Origin of the sequence: Streptomyces spinosisporus (assembly GCF_022698145.1) — a bacterium.
GTDB lineage: Bacteria > Actinomycetota > Actinomycetes > Streptomycetales > Streptomycetaceae > Streptomyces > Streptomyces spinosisporus.
Genome location: NZ_JALDAX010000007.1, coordinates 204,754 through 230,363, shown reverse-complemented (window position 1 = coordinate 230,363; position 25,610 = coordinate 204,754). Strand labels below are relative to the sequence as shown.

23 protein-coding genes and 2 pseudogenes are annotated in these 25,610 nt (G+C 71.4%); 14 read left to right on the top strand and 11 right to left on the bottom strand.

Annotation, left to right across the window (positions count from 1 at the left end; all coding sequences use genetic code 11):
• Nucleotides 1–9 precede the first annotated feature (9 nt).
• Nucleotides 10–1,058: pseudogene (locus tag MQN93_RS20525) on the bottom strand (LacI family DNA-binding transcriptional regulator).
• Nucleotides 1,059–1,175: 117 nt separating this feature from the next.
• Here MQN93_RS20525 and MQN93_RS20520 point away from each other — a divergent pair.
• Both MQN93_RS20520 and MQN93_RS20515 read left to right on the top strand, forming a co-directional pair.
• A complete protein-coding gene (locus MQN93_RS20520) occupies nucleotides 1,176–1,850 on the top strand; it encodes a TetR/AcrR family transcriptional regulator (protein ID WP_242710696.1) in 675 nt (224 codons plus the stop codon).
• A 30-nt stretch (nucleotides 1,851–1,880) separates the two neighbouring features.
• Complete coding sequence (locus MQN93_RS20515; protein WP_242710695.1) at nucleotides 1,881–3,014, top strand: FAD-dependent oxidoreductase; 1,134 nt, start codon at nucleotides 1,881–1,883, stop codon at nucleotides 3,012–3,014.
• Nucleotides 3,015–3,028: 14 nt separating this feature from the next.
• On the opposite strand, the gene MQN93_RS20510 is transcribed toward MQN93_RS20515, so the two are convergent.
• On the bottom strand, nucleotides 3,029–3,709 hold the full coding sequence (locus tag MQN93_RS20510; RefSeq protein WP_242710694.1) for a TetR/AcrR family transcriptional regulator: 681 nt from the start codon (nucleotides 3,707–3,709) through the stop codon (nucleotides 3,029–3,031).
• Between the two features lie 105 nt (nucleotides 3,710–3,814).
• On the opposite strand from MQN93_RS20510, the gene MQN93_RS20505 reads away from it, so the two are divergent.
• Entirely contained in the window at nucleotides 3,815–4,378 is a 564-nt protein-coding gene (locus MQN93_RS20505) for an NAD(P)H-dependent oxidoreductase (RefSeq protein WP_016430857.1), read from the top strand.
• A gap of 179 nt (nucleotides 4,379–4,557) precedes the next feature.
• Here MQN93_RS20505 and MQN93_RS20500 read toward each other — a convergent pair whose 3' ends face one another.
• A complete protein-coding gene (locus tag MQN93_RS20500; protein WP_016430858.1) occupies nucleotides 4,558–5,457 on the bottom strand; it encodes a LysR family transcriptional regulator in 900 nt (299 codons plus the stop codon).
• 114 nt (nucleotides 5,458–5,571) lie between these two features.
• Between MQN93_RS20500 and MQN93_RS20495 the strand changes: the two genes are divergently transcribed.
• Nucleotides 5,572–5,790 carry a hypothetical protein gene (locus MQN93_RS20495; protein ID WP_242710693.1) on the top strand — a complete coding sequence of 73 codons (219 nt, stop codon included), beginning with the start codon at nucleotides 5,572–5,574 and terminating at the stop codon, nucleotides 5,788–5,790.
• Here the strand turns inward: MQN93_RS20495 and MQN93_RS20490 are convergent.
• The gene (locus tag MQN93_RS20490; RefSeq protein WP_242710692.1) at nucleotides 5,766–6,647 is read right to left on the bottom strand and encodes an LLM class F420-dependent oxidoreductase; all 882 of its coding nucleotides are present in this window, start codon (nucleotides 6,645–6,647) and stop codon (nucleotides 5,766–5,768) included. The two genes, MQN93_RS20495 and MQN93_RS20490, sit on opposite strands and share 25 nt — an antisense overlap.
• Nucleotides 6,648–6,792: 145 nt before the next feature.
• Complete coding sequence (locus MQN93_RS20485) at nucleotides 6,793–7,326, bottom strand: 2'-5' RNA ligase family protein (protein WP_016430861.1); 534 nt, start codon at nucleotides 7,324–7,326, stop codon at nucleotides 6,793–6,795.
• 135 nt (nucleotides 7,327–7,461) lie between these two features.
• Between MQN93_RS20485 and MQN93_RS20480 the strand changes: the two genes are divergently transcribed.
• The 3 genes from MQN93_RS20480 (at nucleotide 7,462) to MQN93_RS20470 (ending at nucleotide 10,269) form a co-directional block, all read left to right on the top strand.
• A complete protein-coding gene (locus MQN93_RS20480) occupies nucleotides 7,462–7,920 on the top strand; it encodes a MarR family winged helix-turn-helix transcriptional regulator (protein WP_242710691.1) in 459 nt (152 codons plus the stop codon).
• 174 nt (nucleotides 7,921–8,094) lie between these two features.
• A complete protein-coding gene (locus MQN93_RS20475) occupies nucleotides 8,095–9,306 on the top strand; it encodes an MFS transporter (RefSeq protein WP_242710690.1) in 1,212 nt (403 codons plus the stop codon).
• Between the two features lie 135 nt (nucleotides 9,307–9,441).
• Nucleotides 9,442–10,269: an aldo/keto reductase gene (locus tag MQN93_RS20470; protein ID WP_242710689.1), complete on the top strand. Its 828-nt coding sequence runs from the start codon at nucleotides 9,442–9,444 to the stop codon at nucleotides 10,267–10,269.
• A gap of 28 nt (nucleotides 10,270–10,297) precedes the next feature.
• Here MQN93_RS20470 and MQN93_RS20465 read toward each other — a convergent pair whose 3' ends face one another.
• Nucleotides 10,298–11,218, bottom strand: a complete 921-nt coding sequence (locus tag MQN93_RS20465; RefSeq protein WP_242710688.1) for a LysR family transcriptional regulator — start codon at nucleotides 11,216–11,218, stop codon at nucleotides 10,298–10,300.
• Nucleotides 11,219–11,403: 185 nt separating this feature from the next.
• Here MQN93_RS20465 and MQN93_RS20460 point away from each other — a divergent pair, with 185 nt between their 5' ends.
• Both MQN93_RS20460 and MQN93_RS20455 read left to right on the top strand, forming a co-directional pair.
• Complete coding sequence (locus MQN93_RS20460) at nucleotides 11,404–12,645, top strand: MFS transporter (protein ID WP_242710687.1); 1,242 nt, start codon at nucleotides 11,404–11,406, stop codon at nucleotides 12,643–12,645.
• Nucleotides 12,646–12,798: 153 nt separating this feature from the next.
• Nucleotides 12,799–13,068 (top strand): hypothetical protein, encoded by a 270-nt coding sequence (locus tag MQN93_RS20455; RefSeq protein ID WP_242710686.1) that lies wholly within the window; start codon nucleotides 12,799–12,801, stop codon nucleotides 13,066–13,068.
• A 55-nt stretch (nucleotides 13,069–13,123) separates the two neighbouring features.
• Here the strand turns inward: MQN93_RS20455 and MQN93_RS20450 are convergent, their stop codons facing one another.
• Nucleotides 13,124–14,032: an HTD2 family dehydratase gene (locus MQN93_RS20450; protein ID WP_242710685.1), complete on the bottom strand. Its 909-nt coding sequence runs from the start codon at nucleotides 14,030–14,032 to the stop codon at nucleotides 13,124–13,126.
• A gap of 115 nt (nucleotides 14,033–14,147) precedes the next feature.
• On the opposite strand from MQN93_RS20450, the pseudogene MQN93_RS20445 reads away from it, so the two are divergent.
• Together MQN93_RS20445 and MQN93_RS20440 are read left to right on the top strand one after the other, a co-directional pair.
• Nucleotides 14,148–15,337 (top strand): annotated as a pseudogene (locus MQN93_RS20445) (CaiB/BaiF CoA transferase family protein).
• A gap of 748 nt (nucleotides 15,338–16,085) precedes the next feature.
• Nucleotides 16,086–17,252 carry an acyl-CoA dehydrogenase family protein gene (locus tag MQN93_RS20440; protein ID WP_242710684.1) on the top strand — a complete coding sequence of 389 codons (1,167 nt, stop codon included), beginning with the start codon at nucleotides 16,086–16,088 and terminating at the stop codon, nucleotides 17,250–17,252.
• Between the two features lie 60 nt (nucleotides 17,253–17,312).
• On the opposite strand, the gene MQN93_RS20435 is transcribed toward MQN93_RS20440, so the two are convergent.
• Nucleotides 17,313–18,020 (bottom strand): SDR family oxidoreductase, encoded by a 708-nt coding sequence (locus MQN93_RS20435; RefSeq protein WP_242710683.1) that lies wholly within the window; start codon nucleotides 18,018–18,020, stop codon nucleotides 17,313–17,315.
• Between the two features lie 101 nt (nucleotides 18,021–18,121).
• Here MQN93_RS20435 and MQN93_RS20430 point away from each other — a divergent pair, with 101 nt between their 5' ends.
• Complete coding sequence (locus MQN93_RS20430; RefSeq protein WP_242710682.1) at nucleotides 18,122–18,967, top strand: helix-turn-helix transcriptional regulator; 846 nt, start codon at nucleotides 18,122–18,124, stop codon at nucleotides 18,965–18,967.
• On the opposite strand, the gene MQN93_RS20425 is transcribed toward MQN93_RS20430, so the two are convergent.
• From MQN93_RS20425 to MQN93_RS20415, 3 genes are all read right to left on the bottom strand, one after another.
• Entirely contained in the window at nucleotides 18,964–19,899 is a 936-nt protein-coding gene (locus tag MQN93_RS20425; protein ID WP_242710681.1) for a class I SAM-dependent methyltransferase, read from the bottom strand. The genes MQN93_RS20430 and MQN93_RS20425 overlap by 4 nt on opposite strands.
• A gap of 88 nt (nucleotides 19,900–19,987) precedes the next feature.
• Nucleotides 19,988–21,031 carry an alpha/beta fold hydrolase gene (locus tag MQN93_RS20420; RefSeq protein WP_372504399.1) on the bottom strand — a complete coding sequence of 348 codons (1,044 nt, stop codon included), beginning with the start codon at nucleotides 21,029–21,031 and terminating at the stop codon, nucleotides 19,988–19,990.
• Between the two features lie 90 nt (nucleotides 21,032–21,121).
• On the bottom strand, nucleotides 21,122–22,144 hold the full coding sequence (locus MQN93_RS20415) for a LacI family DNA-binding transcriptional regulator (protein ID WP_016430875.1): 1,023 nt from the start codon (nucleotides 22,142–22,144) through the stop codon (nucleotides 21,122–21,124).
• 230 nt (nucleotides 22,145–22,374) lie between these two features.
• Here MQN93_RS20415 and MQN93_RS20410 point away from each other — a divergent pair, with 230 nt between their 5' ends.
• Entirely contained in the window at nucleotides 22,375–24,321 is a 1,947-nt protein-coding gene (locus MQN93_RS20410) for a glycoside hydrolase family 127 protein (protein ID WP_242710679.1), read from the top strand.
• A gap of 38 nt (nucleotides 24,322–24,359) precedes the next feature.
• Nucleotides 24,360–25,607, top strand: a complete 1,248-nt coding sequence (locus MQN93_RS20405; RefSeq protein WP_242710678.1) for a sugar ABC transporter substrate-binding protein — start codon at nucleotides 24,360–24,362, stop codon at nucleotides 25,605–25,607.
• Nucleotides 25,608–25,610: the final 3 nt, after the last annotated feature.

The following is a 25,610-nucleotide window of genomic DNA, read 5'->3' as shown; positions in this document are numbered from 1 at the left end:
CTCCTCGGTTCAGCTGGAGTCGCGGTGGATCACCGTGGCTCCCAGTACCTTGTGCGTCTCGGGTGCGGCGCCGGGGTTGCGGACCGCGCGGTCGACCAGTCGGCGAGGTCACGGCCGGACGGCAGCTCGATGTGGACCGTGCTCAGCCGGGGCCGCAGCAGCCGGCCGAGCATCAGGTCGTCGGCACCGATGACGGCCACGTCCTCGGGGACGGTCAGGCCCGCGTCCTGCAGGGCCCGCATCAGCAGCATCGCGTACTCGTCGTTGTACGCGAACACGGCGTCGAGGTCGAGGTCGCGCCAGCGGGCCGCGAGGCGGGTGGCGCACTCCTCCTCGTAGGCGAGGGGCAGTTCGGTGACGGTGGCGTCGGTGCCCTGCAGGGCCTGGCGGACCCCTTCGAGCCGTGGCAGGGAGAAGGACTCCAGGCCGTCCTCCTCGGGCACGACCACGCCGATACGGCGTCGGCCGCGGTCGAAGAGATGGCTTGCCGCGCAGTGGCCGACGGCCTCGTGGTCCATGAGCAGGGCGTGGGCGCCGTCGACGGACTCGGCGCCGAGGGTGACGACGGCGCGCGCGCCGGAGCGCTTGAGCACGGTCACGCCCTGCGGGCCGAGGGGGCCCGCGCCGGGCACCAGGACCGCGACGGGGCGCAGTTCGGCCCAGGCGCGGGCGGCCTCGTCGCCGTACTCGCCGACGGAGCCGTACTGCACGACCGTGTAGTCGAGGCGGCCGAGCGCCCACTGCAGTTCGCTGATGAACCGGCTGTAGAGCGGGCCGACCGGGAAGCTGGGGGCGGGCATCAGGACCATACGGCTGTGTCCGGCGCGCAGGCTGCGGGCGGCGGCGTGCGGCACGTACCCGAGTTCCTTGGCGGCCTCGCGGACCCGGCGGCGCGTGGGCTCGCTGATCCGTACGGCGCTGGTGTTGTTCAGGACGTAGGAGACGGTCGCGCGCGAGACGCCGGCCAGGCGGGCCACGTCGGCGCTCGTGGGCACGGAGCGCGATGCGGGAGACGCGTGCGCGGGCGTTTTCGGTATCTGCACCATGACGTACGGCATCTTTGCAGAACCTGTGTTCCGGGCCACAGCCGGGTCACGGCCGGGCCACGGCCGAGTGTCGACGAACATGTTCGTGCCGAACTTGTTCGCAACGAACATGTTCGTTACCGTGGAGGCATGACGGACCGACCCGATACCCCGCGCAGCCGCCGTGAGCGGCCCGCCAAGCCCGCCCTGACCAGGGAGGGCATCGTCGCCGCCGCGGTCGCGGTGCTGCGCGCCGAAGGCCTGCGGAAGGTGACCATGCGGCGGCTGGCGCAGGAGCTCGACACCGGCCCGGCCTCGCTGTACGTGTACGTCCGCAACACCGCGGAGCTGCATGCCGCGGTGTTGGACGAACTGCTGGGCACCGTCGGTCCCGCGCCGGCCGAGGGGTCGTGGCGGGAGCGTCTGGAGCAGGTGCTGACCGCGTACACCACGATGCTCTTCGAGCACCCGAGCCTGGCACGCTCCGCGCTGACGGCGCGGCCGAGCGGACCCAACTACCTCGCTCTGATCGAGACGTTGCTGGGTCTGCTCGACGAGGGCGGTGTGCCGCCCGCGCAGGCCGCGTGGGGCGTGGACCTGCTGCTGCAGCACGCCACCGCGACGGCCGCCGAGCACAGCGCGGACGAGGCGTCCGAGGAGGACTGGGACGCCCTGCGCCGTGTGGTGCGCGACGCCTCCGAGCGCACCCATCCGCACATCGCCGCGCTCGGCAGCGCACTGCTGTCGGGAGCGCCGCACGAGCGCCTGTCCTGGGGGCTGCGGACGCTCATCGCCGGCATCGAGCACGCCCCCGCGCCCGACTGACCCTCGGAACGACATGGCAAGGAGTACGACATGACGACGCATCACCCCATCACCATCGTCGGCGCCGGTCTCGGCGGCCTCGCTCTCGCCCGTGTGCTGCATGTGCACGGCATCGAGGCCGCCCTCTACGACCTGGACGCCTCCCCCGCCGCCCGCACGCAGGGCGGCATGCTCGACATCCATCACGACTCCGGGCAGGTGGCGCTGCGCGCCGCAGGTCTGTTGGAGGAATTCCGCGCCCTTGTGCATCCCGGCGGTGAGGCCACCCGGGTGCTGGACAAGGACGCCGTGGTCCGCCTGGAACAGTCCGACGGAGACCGGGGCGAACGCCCCGAGACAGACCGCGGCGACCTGCGCGATCTGCTGCTGGACTCACTGCCCGAGGGCGCCGTGCGCTGGGGCGCCAAGGTCACCGGCGTCCGCCCCCTCGGCGACGGCCGCCACGAGGTGACGCCGGCCGACGGCACTGCTTTCACCACCGACCTCCTGGTGGGCGCCGACGGCGCCTGGTCCCGGATCCGCCCGCTGCTCTCCGACGCCCAACCCGCCTACACCGGCGTCTCGTTCGTCGAGGCGGACCTCAAGGACGCGGACCTGCGGCACCCGGTGAGCGCCGAGGTGGTCGGCGGCGGCATGCTGTTCGCGCTCGGCGCGGGCCGCGGCTTCCTCGCACACCGCGAGACCGACGGGAGCCTGCATGTCTACGCCGCCGTGGAGGCTTCCGAGGACTGGCTCGACGGCATCGACTTCGGCGACGACGAGGCGGCCCGGGCGCAGGTCCTCGAGCACTTCGCCGACTGGGACAAGAGCCTACGAGCCCTGATCGCGGACGCCGACGGCCCCCTGGTGCCGCGACGCATCCACGCCCTGCCCGCGGGGCACCGCTGGCCGCGGGTACCGGGCGTGACCCTGCTCGGCGACGCCGCCCACCTGATGTCACCCTTCGCAGGCGAGGGCGCCAATCTCGCGTTGCTCGACGGCGCCGAACTGGGCCTCGCCCTGGCCGCACACCCGGGAGACACGGAGGCGGCCCTCACGGCCTACGAGGAGGAGATGTTCCGACGCAGCGAACTCTCCGCCCGCGAGTCGGCAGCCAGCGGCGCCATGCTGTTCCGAGCTGATGCCCCACAGGGGTTGCTGGACATGTTCGCGGGGCACGCCTGAGCCGGCCCCGCACCTCAGCCCGGCGCAGCCGTACCCGTCACCCGCGCGACCAGGTCGATCCAGCCCTCCTCCAGTCGTTCCATGGGCATCTCGCGCTGTCTGGTCAGGTGGTGGATCAGGGCGGGGTCGAGGTAGCCCATGAGGGACTGGGCCAGCAGGTCGCAGTCGGCGGTCGGGGTGAGTTGGCGTAGCAGCATCGTGACGTGCATGGTGAGGGCGCCGGCCGACGGGTGGATGTAGCGGCGCGACGGCTCGGGCTGGGCGGCAAGCTGCAGGTCCAGCTGTTCGGCCGTGCGGTAGAGCATCGCCACGCCGAACGCCCGCAGCCGCTCCAGCGGCGGCGCACCCGGGCCCAGTGGCGGCGGCCCGCCGATGAAGTCCGCCTGCAGCTTGCGCGCCGAGTGGTCGAGGAGCGCCATCAGCAGCCCGGTGCGGTCGCCGAAGCGCCGGAAGACCGTGCCCTTGCCCACATTGGCGGCAGCCGCCACCCCGTCCATGGTGACCGCCGCCACACCGTGCTCGGCGATCAACCGGGCGGCGGCCTCCAGCAGCCTGGCCCGGTTGCGCGCGGCGTCCGCCCGCAGGCAGGGCTCGTCGTCGGCACCGCTGAGCTGCAACAACTCGGGCTCGCCGACGGGCTCTTGAGGCCTCGGAAAGGGCGGAAGGGTGGCGGACATGAAGACAGCGTAAAGCATGGGGAACAAAACTGGACCGTGGTCCGGTTATGGTGCTACAACAAATAACCGGACCTCGGTCCGGATCGTAACGGCAGTGTTTCACCCCCCTCATTTGGAGTCCCCATGTCTGTCCGCATCCTCGCGCTCGTCGGCAGCCTTCGCGCCGGTTCCCACAACCGCCAGCTCGCCGAGGCGGCCGCCAGGTTCGCGCCCGAGGGCGCGGACGTCGAGATCTTCGAGGGTCTGGCCGAGATCCCGTTCTACAACGAGGACATCGACGTCGAGGGCAACGTCCCGGCCCCCGCCGCCAAGCTCCGCGAGGCCGCGCAGTCCGCCGACGCCTTCCTGCTCTTCTCCCCCGAGTACAACGGCACCATCCCGGCCGTCCTCAAGAACGCCATCGACTGGCTGTCCCGCCCCTACGGCTCCGGCGCCTTCGGCGGCAAGCCGGTCGCCGTGGTCGGCACCGCGTTCGGCCAGTACGGCGGCGTGTGGGCGCAGGACGAGACCCGCAAGGCCGTGGGCATCGCCGGCGGCAAGGTGCTCGAGGACGTCAAGCTCTCCATCCCCGGCTCGGTGACCCGCTTCGCCGAGACCCACCCGGCCGACGACGCCGAGGTCGCCGCGCAGCTGACCGAGGTCGTCGCCCGTCTGCACGGCCATGCGGATGAGGCGGTCGCCGCCTGATCCGGACCGCGCAGGTCCGAAGTCCGAAGGGGGCCGGAGCCACTGGGCTCCGGCCCCCTTCGCGCCGCCAAGCTCCCGGCCCTGAACGACGGCTCACGGCCCACAGCTCATGGCCCACGGCACCCACGGCTTACGGCTCCCGACTCACGGCCCACGGCCCACGACTCACGCCCCACGACTCACGCCACCGCCGTAGGCACCAACTCCCGGAGTTCGTCCAGCGCAGCGGCGACCGCCGGCCGCTCCCGGCCGCCCCGGCGGGTGCAGGTGAGGAGTTTGCGGTGCGGGTTGCCGGTGCAGCGGACCCGGGTGATCGGCAGGTGCGGGGTCAGCTGGGCCAGCCGTGGGATCAGCGCGATGCCGAGACGGTTGGCCACCAGGTGGGCGGTGACGTTCCAGTCCAGGGCGTGATGGACGATGCCGGGGCTGAAGCCGGCCTCGCCGCACGCCGACATCACATGCGTACGGCAGGGGTCGGCGATCGGCGCGATCCAGTTCTCGTGCGCCGCGTCGGACAGACCGATCAGCTCGCGTCCGGCCAGCGCGTGGTCCTCGTGGACGACGAGGTCGAACGGGTCATCCAGGAGCGGCTGCTGGTCGAAGCGGGCGTCACCGAGCGGCGGGTTGTGCGGGCTGGCCTCGACGACGGACAGGTCGGTCTCCCCCTCGAAGAGCAGGTCGAAGCTCTCGGTCCCGGTGACCTCCTGGATACGGACGGACAGCCGGGCGTACCGCTGCTGCAGCCGTGCCGCCACCGGGGCCAGCAGGACCGACACGGCCGTGGCGGGCCCGCTCACCCTGAGCGGGCCGGCGGGCGCGTGTTCGGAGCGCAGGTCCAGCTCGGCCTGCTCCCAGCGGGCCTGGATGGCGTCCGCGTGCGCGAGCAGACTCTCGGCGGCCGGGGTGAGCCGTACCCCGCGGCCCTGCGGTTCGAGGAGGTCGACGTCGAGGTCGCGGGCGAGCTGGCGGATCTGCTGGGAGGCCGCCGACGTGGTGAAATGCAGCGCGTTGGCGGCCGCGGTGACCGTGCCGTAGTGGGCCACCGCCCTGAGGACATGCAGTCGGCGCAGGTCAATCATGAAGTCCAGGCTTCAAGGTGGAGTCCATAAAGTCAACCTGGACGTGAACGAACGTACGGCTGCACCCTTGATGTGTCGCGACGGCCAACCAGTCAGCACGTACGAGGAGTTGCCATGATCAGCACGACCGGCGCCCGCTGCCCGCACTGCGGCTGGCCGGACAGCGCCGAGCCGTTCCGGGTCGTGTCGCGGCACGGCACCGCTTCCGGGAGCACCGTGTGGACCCGGTGCGGATGCGGCTCGCTGCAGGTCCGCGTGGAGGACGGCTGCGGAATGCGCATCATCTCCCGCAGCCGCCCCGCCGAGCCTCAGTCCGACTGGGCCAGGCGCTGAACGACCGGGGCCGCGAAACTCTCGATCCACGCCGCGGGCTCACTCAAGCGCGGGGAGAGGATCACCGTGTCGATGCCCAGCCCGGCGTAGCCGGCGATGTCCCGCATGAAGGCGTCGAGGTCGCCATCGGTGGCGGCCCGGCCCGTGTAGGCGATCGTCTTGCGGATGCGGTCGTAGTCACGCCCCAGGTCGTCGCAGTGCCGGCGCAGCACATCCAGCTTGTGCCCGGCCTCGTCGGCGGAGGAGGGAATCAGATTGCAGGCGTCCGCGTACTGGGCGACCAGGCGGAGCGTCTTCTTCTCCCCTCCCCCGCCGATCATGATCTCGGGGTGGGGGTCGCTGACCGGCGCCGGGACGCACAGCGTCTCGGCGAGCCGGTAGTGCTTGCCCTCGAACGGGCCGTTCGCCTGCGGGTCCCACATCTGCAGACAGATCCGCAGCGTCTCCTCCAGTCGCTCGAAGCGCTCGGCGAGCGGCGGGTAGGGCACGCCGAGCCCCTCGTGCTCGCGGTCGTACCAGGCGGCGCCGATGCCGAGGGTGGCGCGGCCGCCGGACAGGACGTCGAGCGAGGTGGCGATCTTGGCGAGGAGTCCCGGGTGCCGGTAGGTCACGCCGGTGACGAGTGCGCCCAGCCGGACGGTGGAGGTGTGGCCCGCGAGATAGCCGAGGGTCGTGTAGGCCTCCAGCATCGGCGCCTCGGCGCCGCCGTTGGACTCCATCTGGAAGTAGTGGTCCATGACCGACAGCCAGCTGACCCCCGCCGCTTCGGCCGCCGCGCCCGCAGCGGCGAGCTCGGCGCCGAGGGCGGGTCCGCCGCCGCTGTGGTCGAACCGGTTGATGTGTACGCCCACCCGCATGCCGTTCTCCGTTCGCGCGGACCCTTTCGGTCGTGGCCGACGCTAGGTCTTCGAGCGCTCTCGAAGTCAAGCACCCGCTCTCGAAGTCAAGCGTCGTATGCAGCGCCCTTTCGGGGACCGACTGACCGGCTATGCGGCTGACCGGCTACCGGAGCGCGAAAGACGCCCGGTGCTGCCAGGCGGTGCCGTTGTGGACCACGAGGTCGACCGTGGGCACGCGGGCCGTGAACGGGAGAGCGGGCTGCAGCTCGGACTCGATCTCGTCGAGGACGGTGTCGTCCTGCCCCTGGGCCACCGTCAGATGCGGATGGGGCTCGTACTTGCCGCCGTAGGGCCGGACTTCGGGCCACCGTGCGACGACCGCGTCGGTGAGCCGGCGGAGAGGATCGTCCGGCACGGGGGCCAGGTAGAGCACCCCGGGAAAGCGGCCGCACTTGTCGAACCGCACGTCGAAGTACTGGTGCCGCCCGAAGATCTCGTCCAGGGCGGCGCAGGTCGCGGCATCGACGAGGGAGCCGTGCAGAAAGGGAAAGACCACGGTGATGTGCGCCGGTACGCCGGCCCGGGCCGCGGGGTCGAAGCGGTTGCGCAGGTCCCGTACCCGGGGTTCGGCCTCCGGCACGGGCACCACCAGCGCCGACTGCCCTGCCGCGAAGCGCGCGGATTCGTCGTCTGCCATGCCTTGGGTGTATCAGCCGCAGGCCGATGGCCGCGACCGGACACAGCTTGCGTACGCGCAATACATGCCAGCGCCGACAATTTCGCCAGTGGCCTATCCTGGAGGGCACCCACCCGGGACGGAGGACCCAGGCCCATGACCGCGACCGATCCGGCGCTCACCGCCCTCGCCCAGGGCTGGTGCGCCCTCTCGCTGCTGCACGGCAGGATCGAGGCACACATCGAGCGCGCCCTGCAGACGAAGCACGACCTCAGCGTGCGCGAGTACTCCCTGCTGGACGTCCTGAGCCGGCAGCACGACGGGGAGGGCGGACATCTGCAGATGAAGCAGGTCGCCGACGCCGTCGTACTGAGCCAGAGCGCCACCACGCGCCTGGTCACACGCCTGGAGGACCGCGGGCTGCTGAGCCGGTACCTGTGCCCCACTGATCGGCGCGGCATCTACACCAACGTCTCCGAGGCCGGCCTGAAACTCCTGGAGGAGGCCCGCCCGACGAACGAGTCCGCCCTGCGCGAGGCCCTGGACGCGGCCGCACAGAACCCGGAGCTCGCCCCGCTGGTCAAGGCGGTGGAGACGCTCCGCGTGCCCGCCTGACGACGAAGCCCCCGCTCGCATCTCGCATCTCGCGGCGGGGGCTTCCGTATGTCCAGATGATTGCAGACACGTGATACCCGCCTCAGACGTTCACTGCGCTTGCATTTATCCCGCGCCTGCAACTATTGTCGACGCTCGTAAGCGTTACACGCAATCGCCTGGAAGGTACTCCCCATGCCTCTCGCCCTCCTGGCCCTGGCCATCGGGGCCTTCGGGATCGGCACCACGGAATTCGTGATCATGGGCGTGCTGCCCGAGGTCGCGGGCGACTTCGGCGTCTCCATCCCCACCGCGGGCTGGCTCGTCTCCGGCTACGCCCTGGGCGTGGTCTTCGGCGCTCCCCTGCTGACGGTCCTGGGCACCAAGGTCTCCCGCAAGAAGATGCTCATGTTCCTCATGGGCCTCTTCGTCCTCGGCAACACCCTGTCCGCGCTCGCCCCCACCTTCGGCCTGATGCTCGCCGGCCGGATCGTCGCCTCGCTCGCGCACGGCGCGTTCTTCGGCATCGGTTCCGTGGTCGCGGCCAATCTGGTCGCGCCCGAGAAGAAGGCCTCCGCGATCTCCCTGATGTTCACGGGCCTGACCGTCGCCAACATCGTGGGCGTCCCGCTCGGCACCTACATCGGCCAGGCCGCCGGCTGGCGCGTCACCTTCGCCGGTGTCGCCTCGCTCGGCATCGTCGGCCTGCTCGGTGTGGCCAAGCTGGTGCCCGAGATGGGCAGGCCCGAGTCCGCCGACATACGCGTCGAGTTCGCCGCCTTCCGCAACGTCCAGGTCTGGCTCGCGATGGCGATGACCGTCCTCGGCTACGGTGGTGTCTTCGCGGCGATCACCTACATCACGCCGATGATGACCGACATCGCCGGCTACTCGTCCGGCGCCGTCACCTGGCTGCTGGTGCTGTTCGGGGCCGGCATGTTCCTGGGCAACCTGGTCGGCGGCCGGTTCGCCGACCGTGCGCTGATGCCCATGCTGTTCACGGCGCTCGGCGCCCTGTCCCTGGCGCTGCTGCTGTTCACGGCGACCGCCCACGACAAGGTGCTCGCCGCGATCACGCTGACGCTCATCGGAGCGCTGGGCTTCGCCACGGTGCCACCGCTGCAGAAGTGGGTACTCGACCAGGCCTCGGCCGCGCCGACCCTGGCGTCCGCCGCGAACATCGGGGCGTTCAACCTCGGCAACGCACTGGCCGCCTGGCTGGGTGGCGTCGTCATCGCGGCCGGGCTCGGCTACACGTCACCGAACTGGGTCGGCGCCCTGCTCTCCGGTACGGCGCTGCTTCTCTCCTTCCTGGCCGCCGCACTCGACCGGCGCACCCGGCCGACCGGACGGGTCGTGGCACAGGCCGCACCGGCGGAGCAGGTTCCGGCGACCGCCTGCCACTGATCCACCCGGTGATGCACCCGGTGATCCACCCGTCACCGATCCACCCGGCACCGATCCACTCGGCACCGATGCACCCGGCCACCACGTAACCCATTGACCGACTGATCGACTGATCGACGTAAGGAAGCACCCCACATGACCCCCACCGTCCCCACCGTCACCCTCAACAACGGCGTCGAGATCCCCCAGCTCGGCTTCGGTGTCTTCCAGGTCCCCGACGCCGAGACCACCGCCGCGGTCAGCGCCGCCCTGGAGGCCGGCTACCGCAGCATCGACACCGCAGCGATCTACGGCAACGAGGCCGGCGTCGGCGCCGCCCTCGCCTCCTCCGGCATCGCCCGCGAGGACCTGTTCGTCACCACCAAGCTGTGGAACGCGGACCAGGGGTACGACGCCACGCTACGCGCCTTCGACGCGAGCCTGGCCAAGCTCGGCCTGGACCACGTCGACCTGTACCTCATCCACTGGCCCGCCCCGGCCCGCGACCTGTACCGGGAGACCTGGCAGGCCATCGAGAAGCTGGCCGCCGACGGACGGATCCGGGCCGCCGGTGTCTCCAACTTCCAGCCCGCCCATCTGCGCCGGCTGCTGGAGGGCTCCGCGCTCGTTCCGGCCGTCAACCAAATCGAACTGCACCCCGGACTGCAGCAGCGTGAACTGCGTGCCCTGCACTCCGAGCTGGGCATCGCCACCGAGGCCTGGAGCCCGCTCGCGCAGGGCGCGGTGCTGGGCGAGCCCGCTCTGACGAAGATCGCCGAGCGGTACGGCAAGTCGCCCGCCCAGGTGGTGCTGCGCTGGCATCTTCAGCTCGGCAACGTCGTGATCCCGAAGTCCGTCACACCCGCCCGGATCCGCGAGAACATCGACGTCTTCGACTTCGCCCTCGACGACGAGGAGATGTCCCAGATCGCCGCCCTCGACCGCGGCCTGCGCACCGGCCCGGACCCCGACACCCTCAACTGACCGACCGCAGCAGGGATCTCGTTCGCCCTCACCGCGCCCACTTCGGTGTCCATGTGTCCCGGTCCGTGTCCGGGGAACCGAGGTGGGCGCGCAGGGCGCTCAGCGCCGGGTGGGGGTTGTCGCCCCGCCAGATCAGCGAGTGCGGATACACCGGCGTCGGACCGTGCACCGGGATGCGCCGCAGATCGTGGTCGGCGGGCCACAGCACCCGCGTCTGCTCGCCGACGAAGGTCGCCAGCTGCGGGGAGTCCGCGATCGTGTCGAGGAGCGGCTCGGTGCCGAAGTCGGGGCCGGTCACCTCGATGACGATGCCGAACTCGGCCGCGAGGTCGTCGTAGAACGCGGACCATTCGGTGCCCGCGACATTGCCGGGCATCCAGATCCGGTGGCCTGCCAGCTGCGCCGGGGTGACCGTGCGGGCGGACGCCAGCGCATGACCCGGTCCGGTGAGCAGCTGGACGGGCTCGTCATGGACGCGGGCGGCCTCGATCCCGTCGGGCAGCTGCCGGGCGGGCCGGGTCAGGGCGCGGAAGGACGCGTCGATCGTGCCGGAGCGCACGGCGGCTACGGCCGCCTCCGCGTCGAAGAGCGTCACCACGTCGAGCCCAACCTCGGGGTGTGCGTGGTGGAAGCCCCGTACCAGATCGGCCGGTGCGAGTCGCCGGCCGATCACGTCGACGCGCAGCGCACGACGGCCGGGCTGCACGGAGGCGGCGGCCCGCTCCTCGGCCCGCAGCAGCTCGCGGGCGTGCGGCAGGAAGACCTGTCCGTCGACGGTGAGCAGGGCGCCGCGCGCCGTACGCGTGAACAGGCGCACCCCCAGATGCTTCTCCAGCGCGGCGACCCGCTTGGAGACGGCCTGCTGGGTGACCGACAGGGTGAGGGCGGCTTCCCGGAACTGGCCGGCGTCGGCGACGGTGACGAAGGTGCGTACGGCGTCGAGATCCACGGGCCCATTCTGCCGAGATCCACGGACACCTTCGTACCTCGGCAGTCCTACGGCCGTCCCGGCGCCCCGTCGACGGCCCCACAACCCGTGGTTGTCGGCTGCCGGGCGAGTCGGTTGTTTGCTCCTCCCCCTCCGGACCCGCTTTGATGTCGCGGTCGGGTTCGCGGGGCGGTGGAGAGGTGGGCATGCGGGGCACACGGTCGCTGGGGCGGCAGTTCGGCTGGCTGTGGGCGGCGTTCGCGGTGAGCACGGCCGGCACCTGGCTCGCCTTCGACGCGTTTCCCTTGATCGCCGTGCTCGTTCTGCACGCCGGGACGACCGAGGTGTCGGTGCTGGCGGCCGCGGGGCTCGCGGTGGGAGCGGCCGTGGCGATGCCGCTCGGACCGTGGGTGGAGTTCCGCAGCAAGCGTCCGGTGATGGTCGCGGCGGACCTCGTGCGATTCGCGGCGCTGATGACCGTGCCGGTGGCGTACGCCCTGGGCGCGCTCACCTTCGTACAACTTCTGGTTGTGTCGGTCGTGGTCGCGGCGGCCGACATCGGCTTCACCGCGGCCGGCGGCGCCTTCCTCAAGTCGCTGCTGCCCGCGCAGGACCTGCTCGTCGCCAACGCGCGCTTCGAGAGCACGAGTTGGACCGCCACCGTGCTCGGACCGCCGCTCGGCGGGGCCGCCATCGGCCTGTTCGGCCCGGTGATGACCGTGGTGGCCAACGCGGTGAGCTTCCTGCTGTCGGCGCTGGGGCTGCGCGCGATCGGCGGCAAGGAGACACCTCCCGTACGGAAGGAGGCGGCCCGCACCGGCAGTCTCCTCGACGGCTGGCGGTTCATCCTGGGCCATCCCGGGCTGCGTCTGCTGTTCTTCAACACGGTCCTGTTCAACGCCCTCATCATGGCGGTCTCGCCGCTGCTCGCCGTGCTGATGCTCGGCGGCCTCGGGTTCGCGCCCTGGCAGTACGGCCTCGCCTTCGCCGCGCCCGCTCTCGGCGGCCTGGTCGGCTCACGGCTGGCACGCCGGCTCGCCGCGCGGTTCGGGGAGCACCGGGTCCTGGTCACCAGCGGGATGCTGCGGGCGCTGTGGCCGTTCGGGCTTGCTTTCGTGCAGTCCGGCACGGCCGGGCTGGTGCTCGTCATGGTCGTCGAGTTCGGGATCATCACCTGTTGCGGTGTGTTCGGGCCGGTGTACGCGACCTATCGGCTGACGCACACGCAGTCGGACCGGGTCGCCCGTACCCTCTCGGCGTGGACGGTCGCCACCAGGTGGACGACCGCGGGACTCACCGCGCTGTGGGGCGTGCTCGCCGGGATCACCGGCACCCGCACCGCGATCGCGCTCGCCGGACTGCTCGTCCTGCTCACCCCGTTCCTCCTGCCCCGCCGGGACCGGGCGGGGCAGCCCGTCGCCGAACCCGCGCCCACCTCGGCGGGCTGACGGCGTCCGCAGTGATGCGGGCCACAAAGATCACCGGCCTTGGCGGGACGAGGAGTTGCCGCTCGACGCCCTGGGCAAGGTGATGAGGGACCAACCGCGACAAGTGAGGACGGGAGCCGTGATCCGGCTCCCGCCGGCGAACGGAGATCCTTCGTGACGACGAACCACGCGGCGGCCGGACTGACGGGGGAGCTGCGGCTCGATCAGCTCGAGCGCCTTGACGACGAGATCATCGCGCTCCTCGCACGCCGCCGCGCCATGGCGCGTGACCTCCCCGCCCCGGCCCGCGGGCGTGCCGCGGATCCCGATTTCGCCGAGACCGTACGCGGCATAACGGGCCGCTATCGCAAGGAACTCGGCGGCGCGGGCGAGCTGGTCGCGCGCGCCGTCATGGTGCTGTGCGATCCAGGGAGGAGGTCGTGACCTGCGGTCCTGTGCTTCTCGCGGTGGACGCAGCAAACGCCGTGGACATCTTCGCTCAGGCGAAGCCCACGTCCGCCCCCGCGTGAGCATCCTCGCGGTGGCTCGCGATCCGCAGCCGCACGGTGTCGTCTGGCCCCCCTCCGGGCTCCGGTCCGCCGCAGGCGAGGAGTCGCTCCTCGCAGAAGGCCGGTTTGTTCAGCCGGTAGGAAAGGGTGCGCACCGGTCGGTCCGGCTGCTCGCGGCGCACCAGTTCCAGCATCGCGAGCACCAGCAGCGGGCCGTGCACCACCAGGCCCGGGTAGCCCTCGACGCCGGTCGTGTACGGGGTGTCGTAGTGGATGCGGTGCGCGTTCGCGGTGAGGGCGCTGAAGCGGAACAGCAGGGCGGGGTCGGTCCGCCATTCTTGCTGCCAGGGGGAGGTGCCCGCGGACGGACGGCTCTCGGTGTCCAGGGCCGCCGCGGGCGGTACGGGCGGCGCGCCCCCGCTGCGGTACACGAGGTCCTGTTCCTCCGTCAGGCACAACCGGCCGCTCTGGCGGTACTCGCTGCGCACGGTGACGAAGAGCAGGTTGCCGCTGCGCCCGCGTTTCGGCACCACCCGGCTCACCCGGCTGTGCTGTTGCGCCGGCCGGCCCGCCGTCAGGGGCGCGGCCACCTCCAGCCGCCCGCCCGCGAACATTCTGCGCCGCTGTGGCAGCGGGGGCAGGAAGCCGCTGTCCCGAGGGTGCCCGTCGGCTCCGAGCGCACTGCGCCGGGGCCAGGACAGGAAGTACAGCCAGTGCCACAGCGGGGGCAGCGGCTCACCGTCGGCCGCGGCCGGGGCGGGCAGGTCCAGTACGGCGGAGAGGGCCGCCGCCGGGGCGGGGTCCAGGGGGTCGGTCGTACGGACGTCGTCCGGGCGCCAGGTGCGGGCGGTCTCTTCGAGAACCGCGAAGCCGTCGGATGCGGAATCGGAAGGGGGCAACCGAACTCCCGGGGACGTGCCGGACCAGGGGCACCATTGTCGCGTACGAGAGCACACGTTCCGCCCGCACCAGCCCTCCCCGTACCCCCACCCACGCCTATCAGGGCCAGGAGGCATGACCTTGCACGAGCTTCCCCTGTCCGACATCACGGTGGTCAGCCTGGAGCAGGCCGTGGCCGCTCCGTACGCCACGCGACAGCTCGCCGATCTCGGCGCCCGCGTCATCAAGCTGGAGCGGTCGGGCGAGGGCGACTTCGCGCGGCGCTACGACACGACGGTGCACGGGCACTCCAGTTACTTCGTCTGGCTCAACCGGTCCAAGGAGTCGCTCACCCTGGACGTCAAGGACCCGCGTGGCAGGGAGATCCTGCACCAACTCCTCGACGGCGCCGACGTGTTCGTACAGAATCTTGCGCCCGGAGCCGCCGACCGGCTGGGCCTCGGTGTGGACGCGCTCACCGAGCGGTACCCGCGGCTGATCCCCTGCACCATCTCCGGCTACGGCACGACCGGTCCCTGGGCCGACCGCAAGGCCTACGACCTGCTGGTGCAGTGCCAGACGGGTCTGGTGTCGTTGACCGGGACCGCCGAGGAGACCGCGCGGGTCGGGATCTCGGTCGCGGACATCGCCGCCGGGATGTATGCGTACACGGGTGTCCTGACCGCGCTGTACACGCGGGCCACCACCGGCCGGGTCCATCCCGTCGAGGTGTCCCTCTTCGAGGCGCTGGCGGAGTGGATGGGCCAGCCCGCCAACTACACGCGCTACGGCGGCAGTCAGCCCGCCCGGATCGGCACCCAGCACGCGACCATCGCACCCTACGGGGCCTTCACCACGGCCGACGGGAAACAGGTCCTGTTCTCCATCCAGAACGAGCGCGAGTGGGCCGCCCTGTGCACGGGCTTCCTGCTGCGACCTGCCCTGACGGACGATCCCCGCTTCGCCACGGGCTCCGACCGCGTCGCACACCGCGACGAGCTCAACGCCATCATCGCCGAACGCTTCGCCCGCTCCGACGCCGAGGACATCCTCAAGGACCTGGAGGACATCGGCATCGCCTGCGCCGGAGTCAACGACCTCGAAGCCTTCCTCAACCACCCCGTACTCTCCGCCCGCAACCGCTGGCACGAGGTGACCGTCCCGGGCGCAACAGTTCAGGCACTCCTCCCCCGACCGACCTCGCCGGCCTACCCACCCGCATGGACCCCGTCCCAGCCATCGGCGAACACACCAACCCCATCCTCACCGACCTCGGCCTGTCCCCCACCGAGATCAATGCACTGCGCGCCGACGGTGTCGTCTGACCGTGGCGGCAGTCTGTCATCGACGGCGGTCAGCTCCGCCGCCGGCGGCCGTCCCGTCCCTGCGGTCGCCTGGTCCCGGCGGATCATCCAGTCCCGGCGAGGCATGTCATCCCCGAAAACCATCCGACCGCCGCGGTCGACTCCTCCGGCGTGTCGTCCAGTCCCGGCGGCCGCCCGCCCCAAGCGAATCGCTCCCTCCCAACAGGCCGACGCTTACCGACAGTCACCCCCTTCCCGCTGTCCAGTCGTCCCGGCCGATCATCCAAGCCCGGCGGGCCATGCCATCCCCGACATCCGTCCGACCGCAGCCGTCGACTCGTCTTGGCGGGTCACCCGGCCCCGGCGGCCGTCCGACCCAAGCGAACTGTTCCCTCCCGACGGGCCGACGTTTCCCGGGAGCCGCCGCCTCCCAGCGGTCGACTCCTCCCAGCAGATCATCCAGTCCCGGCGGCCACGCCATCCCCGAGAACCGTCGGACCGCGGCCGTCGACTCGTCCCGGCGGGACGTCCGGCCCCGGGCGTCCGCCTTCCGCGGGCCGACCCGTCCTGGCGGTCGACCTGTGCCGACGGTGAGGAGATCCGCGCGGCGTTCGATCAGTGCAGCTACGCGACCCCGACGGCTACGCCGTGCCCCGATCGCTAAACCCGGCCATCCAACCCCGTCAACTGCCCAGCCCGGACGACCACTTACCCCCACCATCGTCACCGGCCCCCGCCCCCGCCCCCGCCCGATATGGAGCCCCACCCCATGAGCACCCTGGACATCCTCACCGCCGACGAGCGTCTCGTCGGCGGTACCGTGCGTGAGTTCGTCGACCGCGACGTCAAACCTGTTGTCCGGGAGTTGGAGCACAGTGACACCTACCCGGAGCGGCTCATCGAGCGGATGAAGGGGCTTGGCGTCTACGGTTTGGCCGTTCCGGAGGAGTACGGCGGTAATCCGGTTTCCATGCCGTGCTTCGTGCTGGTGACCGAGGAGTTGGCGCGGGGGTGGATGAGTCTGGCCGGGGCGATGGGGGGTCATACCGTCGTGTGCAGGCTCCTGGTGCTGTACGGCACCGAGGAGCAGAAGCGGCGGTATCTGCCGAGGCTGGCGACCGGGGCGGTGCGGGCGACGATGGCGCTCACCGAGCCGGGCGGCGGCTCCGATCTGCAGGCGATGACGACCGTCGCGCGCCGCGAGGGCGAGGAGTACGTCGTCAACGGGGCGAAGACCTGGATCACCAACTCCCGCCGCGCGGGCCTGATCGCGCTGCTGTGCAAGACCGACCCGACCGCGAGCCCGGGCCACCGCGGCATCTCCGTCCTGCTCGCGGAGCACGGCCCCGGCCTGGTCGTCTCGCGCGATCTGCCCAAGCTCGGCTACAAGGGCGTGGAGAGCTGCGAGTTGACGTTCGAGGACTACCGCGCCCCTGCCGACGCCCTGCTCGGCGGCGAGGAGGGCCACGGCTTCGCCCAGATGATGAAGGGCCTGGAGACCGGACGCCTCCAGGTCGCCGCCCGGGCCCTCGGTGTGGGCCGGGCGGCGCTGGAGGACTCCCTGCGCTACGCCCAGGAACGTGAGTCCTTCGGCAAGCCCATCTGGCGCCACCAGTCCGTCGGCAACCTCCTCGCCGACATGGCGACCAAGCTCACCGCCGCCCGCCAGCTGACGCTGTACGCCGCCCGCGAGGCCGACGCCGGCCGCCGGGTCGACATGGAGGCGGGCATGGCGAAGCTGTTCGCATCGGAGACGGCGATGGAGATCGCCCTCAACGCCGTGCGGATCCACGGCGGTTACGGCTACTCGACCGAGTTCGACGTCGAGCGCTACTTCCGCGACGCCCCACTGATGATCGTCGGCGAGGGCACGAACGAGATCCAACGGAACGTGATCGCCGCGCAGTTGGTGGCCAGGGGCGGTCTTGAGGGTTGAGCGAAGGAGAATGCGGAGGGGGTGACTGGGCAGCCCTTACGGCAACTCGGCCGCCATGGCTCACCAGGGCAACCGCCCGTTGATGTCGAAGTACCCACCGGTCGGCCCGTCGGGCCCGATCTGCGCCATGCGCACGATGATCTCGGCGGCCTGCTCCACGGTCTGGGTGCCCGTGTTGCCGTTCAGGTCCGTCTTGGTGAAGCCGGGCTCGACGGCATTGATCCGCATGGCCGGGAACGCCTTCGCGTACTGCACGGTGAGCATGTTGACCGCCGTCTTGGACGTCGGGTAGGCGATGCCCGGGTAGAAGTGCGCGGGGTGGTCGGGGTCGGAGAGGTTGGTCAGCGAGGCCAGACCGCTGCTGACGTTGACCACGACCGGCGCCGCCGAGCGCTGCAGCAGCGGCAGGAAGGCGTGCGTGACACGGACGACGCCGAAGACGTTCGTCTCGAAGGTGTGGCGCATCTGGTCGGCGGTCACGGTCTCGGCCGTGGGTACGGCGTTGTTCTCGACCCTGGTCTCGATCCCGGCGTTGTTGATCAGTACGTCGAGTCCGCCGTCGGCCTCGACGGCCTTGACCGCCGCGTCGACCGTGGCGTCGTCGGTGACATCGAGCTGGACGAAGCGTGCGCCCAGCTCCTCGGCGGCACGGCGGCCGCGCTCCGCGTCTCGGGCGCCCACGTAGACGGTGTGGCCTGCGGCGACGAGCCGGCGGGCGGTCTCGCGGCCGATGCCCTTGTTCGCTCCGGTGATCAGTGTTGTCGTCATGCGTCCAGCCTGCGTCGCGGCTCTGCGGGCAGCCAGGAGTCCCCTCTTCCTGGGACTGGCGGTACCAGGCACCGGCACGGCGCACGGTGTTCACTAGGGGCATGGCGGCGACGGAACTCGGCAAGGCGCTGCGGCGCTGGCGCGACCGGGTCTCCCCGCAGGCGGCGGGGCTGCCCGTCGGCGGCCACCGGCGCGCGAGCGGACTGCGGCGCGAGGAGCTGGCCCTGCTGGCGGGGATCTCGGTCGACTACGTCACGCGCCTCGAACAGGGCCGGGCGGCCAACCCCTCCGGGCAGGTGGTGGAGGCGCTCTCACGGGCGCTGCGGCTGTCCGGGGACGAGCGGACGTATCTGTACGGGCTGGCCGAGCTGGTGCCACCGGGCCCCGACGTGGTGCCGCAGTTCATCACGCCCAGTGTCCAGCGGCTGCTGGACCGGCTGGTGGACACCCCGGTCGCGGTCTCCGACGCGGCCATGACGCTGCTGCTGGCCAACCCGATGTACTCGGCGCTGATGGGCGACTTCTCCGGCCTGCGCGGCTTCGAGCGCAACGGCGTGTGGCGCAACTTCCTGGGCCGGCCGACCCGGGTGCGGCACACCCCCGAGGAACAGCGTGCCTTCCATGCGGGCCTGGTCGCCGAGCTGCGGGCGACCTCCGCACGCTACCCGGCGGACCGCCAACTGCGGCGCATGATCGGGGAGTTGCGAGTCCAGAGTGCGGAGTTCGCCGAACTGTGGGACGCGGGGGTCGTGGGCCGCCTCGACGCCTCGCACAAGACGATCGAGCACCCGCAGGTGGGGCTGGTCACGCTGGACTGCGACCTGCTGCGGGTGGAGGAGAACGATCTGCACATCCTCGTCTACTCGGCCGAACCGGGTACCGAGGCCGCCGAGAAGCTGGAGCTGATCTCGGTGCTCGGCACCCAGAGCCTGGTGGACAGGATCTAGGACTTCTGGGCGCCGCGGGCGAGACTCCGGCGCAGCGCCCGGGTGACGATCGGGGGCAGCAGGTCAGCGCCGATCCGGCGGACCCGGGAGCTAGGGCGGGGCCGCGGACGGGCGGGCGCACTCGTGGGCGCCGTCCCCTGGGGTGCGGGCTGCGGCGGCTCGGGCGCGGTGTAGTAGCGGGAGTGCGGGAAGGACGGCGGCTGCATTCCCTTGTGCGCGCGGGTGCGGACCAGTCGGTGCCCGGCGGCGTGCTGGACGCTCAGACCGCAGTCGTCGCGCCCCCTGAGCGTCTCCAGCAGCTCTTCCTGGACGGGCTCGGGATCGCCCCAGGTGCCGTAGAGCTTCTGGGTGCTGAGGCATATCGGGCGCAGTCCGCGGTTGAGCACGGCCTCCCAGGTGGCGACGGAGACGCCGGGGGTGTGCTCGGAGCGGAAGTCGTCGAGGACGACGATGCCGTCGGGGAGCAGCAGGTCGCGGGCCGCGCCGATGTCGTCGTGGACGTGCTCGTACAGGTGCGAGGCGTCGATGTGGACGAAACGGCAGGTGTCCGCCTCGACCTCCTTGGAGATCACGGAGGTGGGGGCTTCGATCACCCGGGGCAGGGCGTCGTGGAAGGCCAGGTAGTTGCGTTCGAAGGTCTGCCGGGTGAGCGAGGAGTACGACTTCGCCGTCTCGGCCGCGTTCGCCCCGTCCGGCGCCTCGCCGCCGAAGAGGTCACAGACGGTGAACTTCTCGCCGTCCTGGAGGTGATGCCCGAGGAGGATCGCGCTCTTGCCCATGTACGCGCCGAGCTCCACCAGGTCGCCCCCGAAGCCCCGCGTCTCCTGCCGCTCCAGGAACCAGGTGAACAGCAGCTGGTCCAGCGGCGGGAACCAGCCGGGGACGTCCTTGAGCTCGCCGGGGTTCCTGTCGGTTGCTTGTGCAGTCGCCATGAAACGAGTGTGCTCACTGGGGACCGCCCAAACTGTCGCTCGATTGAACGTCCCGTGAACAGCTCGGCCCGCCCCGGCCCCCGCGGGGTTACACCCGCAGGCCAAGCAGGAAATCGGTCACCTGAGCGGGGTCCTCGGGTCCCAGGTGCCCCGCGTCGGGTACGTCGTGGACAATGAAGCGGTTGCCGGGGGTGAGGGCGTCGGCCTCCGCGATCATGCGGTCCTGGAGTTCGGGGGCGACGGTGCGGTCCTTGCCGAACCGCAGATAGGTGCGCGGGATCCGGCCCCAGGTGTCGGCGTGCCCCACCGCCCGGCCGTCGTACGCCGTCATCGACTCGTCGGTCTGCAGGCCCTCCAGCACGCGGAGGAACCCCACGTCCGAGTAGTTGGCGCAGATCATCTCCCTGAAGACGGCGAGGTCCCGGCGGTCCGAGGTACGCCAGTTGAGCCGGAGCACGCCCAACTTCGCCGGGTCTCCGACGAGTTGATCCAGCGGCGTGATGGCGTGCTGCCCCTCGGGGGAGGCGGCGCAGGCGTTCAGGGTCGGCATGGTGCGGCTCGGGCAGAAGGCGGCCATGTAGCAGATGTGCGCGAGGAGTTCGGGCACAGCGTTGCCGACCCTGCTGAGCGACAGTCCACCCATGCTGTGCCCGACCAGCACCACGGGATCGCCGAGCCGTGCGGCGCGGCGGACCGCGCCGGTGACGCGCCGCTCGAAGTCGTCCAGGGTGAGGGCGGCGACAGGCGAGGCTTCCGTGGCGAGCGCGCGCAGGTCCTGCGTCTGGTACGCCCGCGGCACGAACCGCTCGGTGCCGTGCAGGGGTTGGTCCACCGCGATGACGCGGTGACCGCGCAGCGCCAGTTCGCGCCCGATCGCCGTCCAGAACGCCGCGGCGCTGTGGGTGCCGTGGACCAGGACGTAGGTGCGGACGCGGTTGTCGTGGCGGGGTTTCGTCCGGCCGGCGGCTTCGACGGTCGTGGCCCCGATGCCGGAGGCGAGTGCCGCTCCCGCGGCGCCTGCCGCGAGCCGCAGCGCGTGCCGCCGGGAGGCCGTACGGGGTGACGCGCCCGAAGTGCGCGTCCGGTCAGCGGTGTTCGTGGTGTCGACGTACTCGTTGTCAGCCATGCCCATGACGCTACGAAGGCGGTCGGCGCCCCACCATGGGCCTGTGCACCCGGCCGACGGTGCACCTACCACCACCCCGCACACGCCCCCGGAGCGTCAGGTCGATTCGCGGACCACCAGACGGCACGGCACCGTGTGCACTCCCGGTACCGGCTCGGAGTCGATGGCCTCCAGGAGCCTCAGGGCGGCGATCCGGCCGATCTCGGCGAGGTTCATGTCGATGGTGGTGAGCGGCGGGCGGCTGGCCAGGGCCATGGTGTCCCAGTTGTCGTAGCCGACGACGGCGATCTCGCCGGGCACGTCCCGGCCCCGCTCGCGCAGGGTGTCGGCCACGCCGCGGGCGATCTGGTCGTTGCCGCAGAAGAAGGCGTCGGTGTCGGGTGCCGTGCGCAGCACCAGGTCGGCGGCGCGGCGGCCCCACGCCTCGCTCCACTCGCCGAAGTGGACGCGTCCGCCCGCGAGTTGAGCGTCGGACTGCTCCAGCAGCCCGACCGCGTGGCGGGCCCGGTCGCGGGCGGCGGCGTGGTGCTCGGGGCCGGTCACATGGGCGATCCGGCCGCGTCCCGTGGCCAGCAGGTGCTCGATGGCGAGGTGTGCGCCGCCCCGGTCGTCCGAGGCCACCGAGGTGTCGGACGGGTCGGTGGAGGGGGAGAGCGCGTAGACGATGGGTGTGTCCTCGACGCCGTTCAGCGGCGGGCGGGGGTCCGTGCGGCGGCCGGTGACGATGATGCCGTCCACCCTGCGGTCCATGAGGTTGCGCAGGTGGTGCTGCTCGCGGATGGTGTCGCCGCGGGTGTCGCAGAGCAGGACGGAGATCTTGCCCGCGCCGAGCGCGTCCTCGGCGCCCAGCAGCACGGGTGTGCTGAAGCGGCCTATGCCGTCCGTGGTCATCAGGCCGACCGTCCAGCTGCGGCCCGCGTGCAGGCTCTGGGCGTGCTGGTTGGGCCGGAAGCCGAGCCTCTCCACGGCGTCCAGGACGCGCTGCCGGGTCTCCGGGCGCATCCGGCCGCTGCCGCTGAGGGCCTTGGACGCCGTGCCGACACTGACACCGGCGAGGGCGGCGACGTCGGCGAGCTTCGCCCGACCGGTGGAGGCTGAACGCTGAGCGGCTTCGGTCACGGGCAATCCTTTTCTCGCTGGTCGTTCCTGCCGGGTGCGGCGCGGCCCATGGTGGCAGGCGGCCGGGTGGCGCACCAGTCGCTGCGCAACTGGAGAAAACTCGCGCAGAACCCTTGACCTGCATTCCGCGGCTCCACTCTACTCTTCGGCGAGGAAAACGATTGCTCAGAAAGTTGCGCACAGCGTTGCTCAGCCGCTGTCCGCACCCCGCCGCCACCTCCCGGAGAGCCATGCCCCGCACCCGCTCCGCCCAGCCCTCCCCCGCCGGCCCCGCCGGCCCCATCGGCCCCGTCCGCCCCGGCGCCGACGCCCGTTGCGCCCTGCGGCCCGCCACCGCCGCGGTGGACGGCGGCTTCTGGCACACCCGTCGCGAGGTCAACGCACGCACCTCCATCCCGCAAGGACCTGGCCTGCTGGAGTCCGCGGGCAATCTGCACAATCTGCGGCTGGCGGCAGGTACCGCCGAGGGCGCGTTCCAGGGCGCCTATCCGTTCATGGACACGGACGTCTACAAGTGGCTGGAGGCCGCGGCCTGGCAGCTGGCCCGGGACCCCTCCGCCGAGTTCGCGGCCGATGTGGAGCGGATCGTCTCCCTGGTCGCCGCCGCCCAGCAGCCGGACGGCTATCTCAACACCTGGTACCAGCTGGTCAAGGGCGGCGAGCGCTACCAGGACCTGCGCTGGGGCCACGAGCTGTACTGCGCGGGCCATCTGATCCAGGCGGCCGTCGCCCATCACCGGGCCACCGGCCGCTCCGAACTCCTCGATGTGGCACGGAAGTTCGCCGACCACATCGACTCCGTCTTCGGACCGCCCGGCAGCGGCAGGCCGATCGACGGCATCGACGGGCACCCCGAGGTGGAGACCGCCCTGGTCGAGCTGTACCGGGAGACGGGCGAGCGCCGCTATCTCGACCTCGCCGGCTACTTCGTGGACCGGCACGGCCACGGTCTGCTCGGCGGCGAGGCCTACTGCCAGGACCGCGTCCCGGTGCGCGAGGCGACGAACGTCGAGGGCCATGCCGTACGGCAGTTGTATCTGCTGGCCGCCGTCACCGATCTGGCGACGGAGACCGGTGAGCCCGAACTGCGCAGCGCCGCCGAAAGGTTGTGGCACGCGATGTCCACCACCAAGACCCATCTCACCGGCGGTCTGGGCGCGCACCACGAGTGGGAGGACTTCGGCGACCCGTACGAACTGCCCAACGAGCGCGCGTACTGCGAGACATGCGCCGCCATCGCCTCCGTGCAGTGGAGCTGGCGCATGGCCTTGCTCACCGGCGGCGCCCGCTACTCCGACCTGATCGAGCGCACCCTCTTCAACGGCTTCCTGGCCGGTGTCTCCCTGGACGGCGAGCGCTGGCTGTACGTCAATCCGCTCCAGGTCCGCGACGGGCACACCGACCACGGTGGCGACCAGTCGGCCCGCCGCACCCGCTGGTTCCGCTGCGCCTGCTGCCCGCCCAACGCGATGCGGCTGCTGGCCTCGCTGGAGCACTACCTCGCCAGCGGCGACGACGAGGGCCTGCAGATCCACCAGTACGTCACCGGCCGTTACACCTGCGGCCCGATCGGCGTGCGCGCCGAGACGGACTACCCCTGGCACGGCACGATCGCCCTCACCGTCGAGGACACCCCTGACGACCGCCCCTGGACGCTCTCCCTGCGCATCCCGCAGTGGTGCCGCGAATTCCGGGTGCGCTGCGGCGAGTCGACGTACGACCAGACCGACGCCCCGGTCGACGAGGGCTGGCTGCGCATCGCGCGCACCTGGGCGCCGGGCGAGACGGTGGTGCTGGAGCTCGGTCTGGAGCCCCGGCTCACGGCGGGCGACCCGCGCGTGGACGCCGTGCGCGGCTGCGCGGCGATCGAGCGCGGGCCGCTCGTGTACTGCCTGGAGGAGGCCGACCACCCGGGCGGCGGCCTCGACGACCTGGTCCTCGACCCGACCCGCCCGCTCGCCGTCAAGCATCGCCCGGACCTGCTCGGCGGGGTCACGACCGTGGTGGCGGCCGGGCGGCGGCGCGACATCCCCGACGCGGGCTGGTGGCCGTACCGGCCGGCCGCGGGCGACGCGTCCGCGACGGCGGGCGAACCCGTCGAGCTCACCGCGATCCCCTACTACGCGTGGGCCAACCGGCAGGACGGCGCCATGCGCGTCTGGCTGCCCACTTCCTGACGCTCCGTCAACTCCGCCTACGACAACGAGGTCACCCCGTGATATCCACCCGCCGCACTCTTCTCGCCGCACTGGCCGCCGTCGGCACGCTCGTCCCCCTCACCGCGTGCGGAGGCGGCTCCGGCTCCTCGGACTCCTCCGACGGGGCCCCGTCGGGCACGTACACCTTCTGGGACCCCTATCCGCAGCTCGACGCCTCCTCGGCCTGGGGCAAGCTCGTGACCTCCTGCGGCACCAAGGCCGGGGTGAAGCTCAAGCGCACCCCGTACGACACCACCGACCTGGGCAACAAGGCGCTGCTGGCCGCCCAGCAGGGCAACGCCCCCGATGTGATGCTGGTGGACAACCCGGTCGTCTCCACGCTGGTGGAGGCGGGGATCCTCAACAAGACCGGCGACCTCGGGCTGGACACGAAGTCGATCCAGAAGAACATCATCGGCGCGGGCACCATCGACGGCGACGCGTACGGCGTGCCGATCGGCGCCAACACCCTGGCCCTCTACTACAACAAGAAGGTCCTGTCCGCCGCCCACGTCGACCCGGCCTCCGTCAAGGACTGGGACTCGCTGACGGCCGCGCTGCAGAAGGTCAAGGCGGCCGGCAAGAAGGGCATCACCTTCTCCGCGATCAACACGGAGGAGGGCAGCTTCCAGTTCCTGCCCTGGTTCTGGGGTGCGGGCGGCGATCTGACACAGCTCGACAGCGCCAAGGGAGTTGCCGCCCTCACGCTCTGGCAGCAGTGGGTGGACAAGGGCTACGCACCCAAGGACGTCCTGCAGAACACCCAGACCACCGCCTGGCAGGAGTTCGCGACCGGCGACTACGCGTTCGGCGAGAACGGCACCTGGCAGCTGGGCAACGCGGACAAGGCCGGGTTCGACTACGGCATCATCAACATCCCCGGGCAGAAGGGCGGTTCGGCGCCGGTACCGACGGGCGGCGAGTTCGTGACCGTGCCCGTGCAGGAGGACACCGCACGCTACGACGTCAGCAAGAAGATCGTCACCTGTCTGACCAGCGACGAGAATCTGCTGCCCACCGACACGACGCTGATGTACGTCGCTCCCACCTCCGCCGTACAGGCCGAGCAGGTGAAGCAGAACCCGAAGCTGAAGCCCTGGGTGGACGCGGTGGCGGCGGCCCGCGGCCGCACCAGCGGCGGTCTGGGCACCAAGTACCCGACCATCTCCCAGCCGATGTGGACCGCCGTCCAGGCCGCGCTGTCGGGCAGCAAGAGCCCCCAGGACGCCCTGGCCGCCGCCCAGTCGAGCGCGCAGAAGGGCTAGGAA

What these genes read in the sequence shown, in the direction of transcription:
- MQN93_RS20505 (WP_016430857.1), top strand. Translation starts at nt 3,815, where the DNA reads ATGTCTGTCCGCATCCTCGCGCTCGTCGGCAGCCTTCGCGCCGGTTCC.
- MQN93_RS20410 (WP_242710679.1), top strand. Translation starts at nt 22,375, where the DNA reads ATGCCCCGCACCCGCTCCGCCCAGCCCTCCCCCGCCGGCCCCGCCGGC.
- MQN93_RS20495 (WP_242710693.1), top strand. Translation starts at nt 5,572, where the DNA reads ATGATCAGCACGACCGGCGCCCGCTGCCCGCACTGCGGCTGGCCGGAC.
- MQN93_RS20475 (WP_242710690.1), top strand. Translation starts at nt 8,095, where the DNA reads ATGCCTCTCGCCCTCCTGGCCCTGGCCATCGGGGCCTTCGGGATCGGC.
- MQN93_RS20430 (WP_242710682.1), top strand. Translation starts at nt 18,122, where the DNA reads ATGGCGGCGACGGAACTCGGCAAGGCGCTGCGGCGCTGGCGCGACCGG.
- MQN93_RS20470 (WP_242710689.1), top strand. Translation starts at nt 9,442, where the DNA reads ATGACCCCCACCGTCCCCACCGTCACCCTCAACAACGGCGTCGAGATC.
- MQN93_RS20510 (WP_242710694.1), bottom strand. Translation starts at nt 3,709, where the DNA reads ATGCTTTACGCTGTCTTCATGTCCGCCACCCTTCCGCCCTTTCCGAGG.
- MQN93_RS20480 (WP_242710691.1), top strand. Translation starts at nt 7,462, where the DNA reads ATGACCGCGACCGATCCGGCGCTCACCGCCCTCGCCCAGGGCTGGTGC.
- MQN93_RS20500 (WP_016430858.1), bottom strand. Translation starts at nt 5,457, where the DNA reads ATGATTGACCTGCGCCGACTGCATGTCCTCAGGGCGGTGGCCCACTAC.
- MQN93_RS20515 (WP_242710695.1), top strand. Translation starts at nt 1,881, where the DNA reads ATGACGACGCATCACCCCATCACCATCGTCGGCGCCGGTCTCGGCGGC.
- MQN93_RS20440 (WP_242710684.1), top strand. Translation starts at nt 16,086, where the DNA reads ATGAGCACCCTGGACATCCTCACCGCCGACGAGCGTCTCGTCGGCGGT.
- MQN93_RS20520 (WP_242710696.1), top strand. Translation starts at nt 1,176, where the DNA reads ATGACGGACCGACCCGATACCCCGCGCAGCCGCCGTGAGCGGCCCGCC.
- MQN93_RS20460 (WP_242710687.1), top strand. Translation starts at nt 11,404, where the DNA reads ATGCGGGGCACACGGTCGCTGGGGCGGCAGTTCGGCTGGCTGTGGGCG.
- MQN93_RS20485 (WP_016430861.1), bottom strand. Translation starts at nt 7,326, where the DNA reads ATGGCAGACGACGAATCCGCGCGCTTCGCGGCAGGGCAGTCGGCGCTG.
- MQN93_RS20420 (WP_372504399.1), bottom strand. Translation starts at nt 21,031, where the DNA reads ATGGGCATGGCTGACAACGAGTACGTCGACACCACGAACACCGCTGAC.
- MQN93_RS20425 (WP_242710681.1), bottom strand. Translation starts at nt 19,899, where the DNA reads ATGGCGACTGCACAAGCAACCGACAGGAACCCCGGCGAGCTCAAGGAC.
- MQN93_RS20490 (WP_242710692.1), bottom strand. Translation starts at nt 6,647, where the DNA reads ATGCGGGTGGGCGTACACATCAACCGGTTCGACCACAGCGGCGGCGGA.
- MQN93_RS20435 (WP_242710683.1), bottom strand. Translation starts at nt 18,020, where the DNA reads ATGACGACAACACTGATCACCGGAGCGAACAAGGGCATCGGCCGCGAG.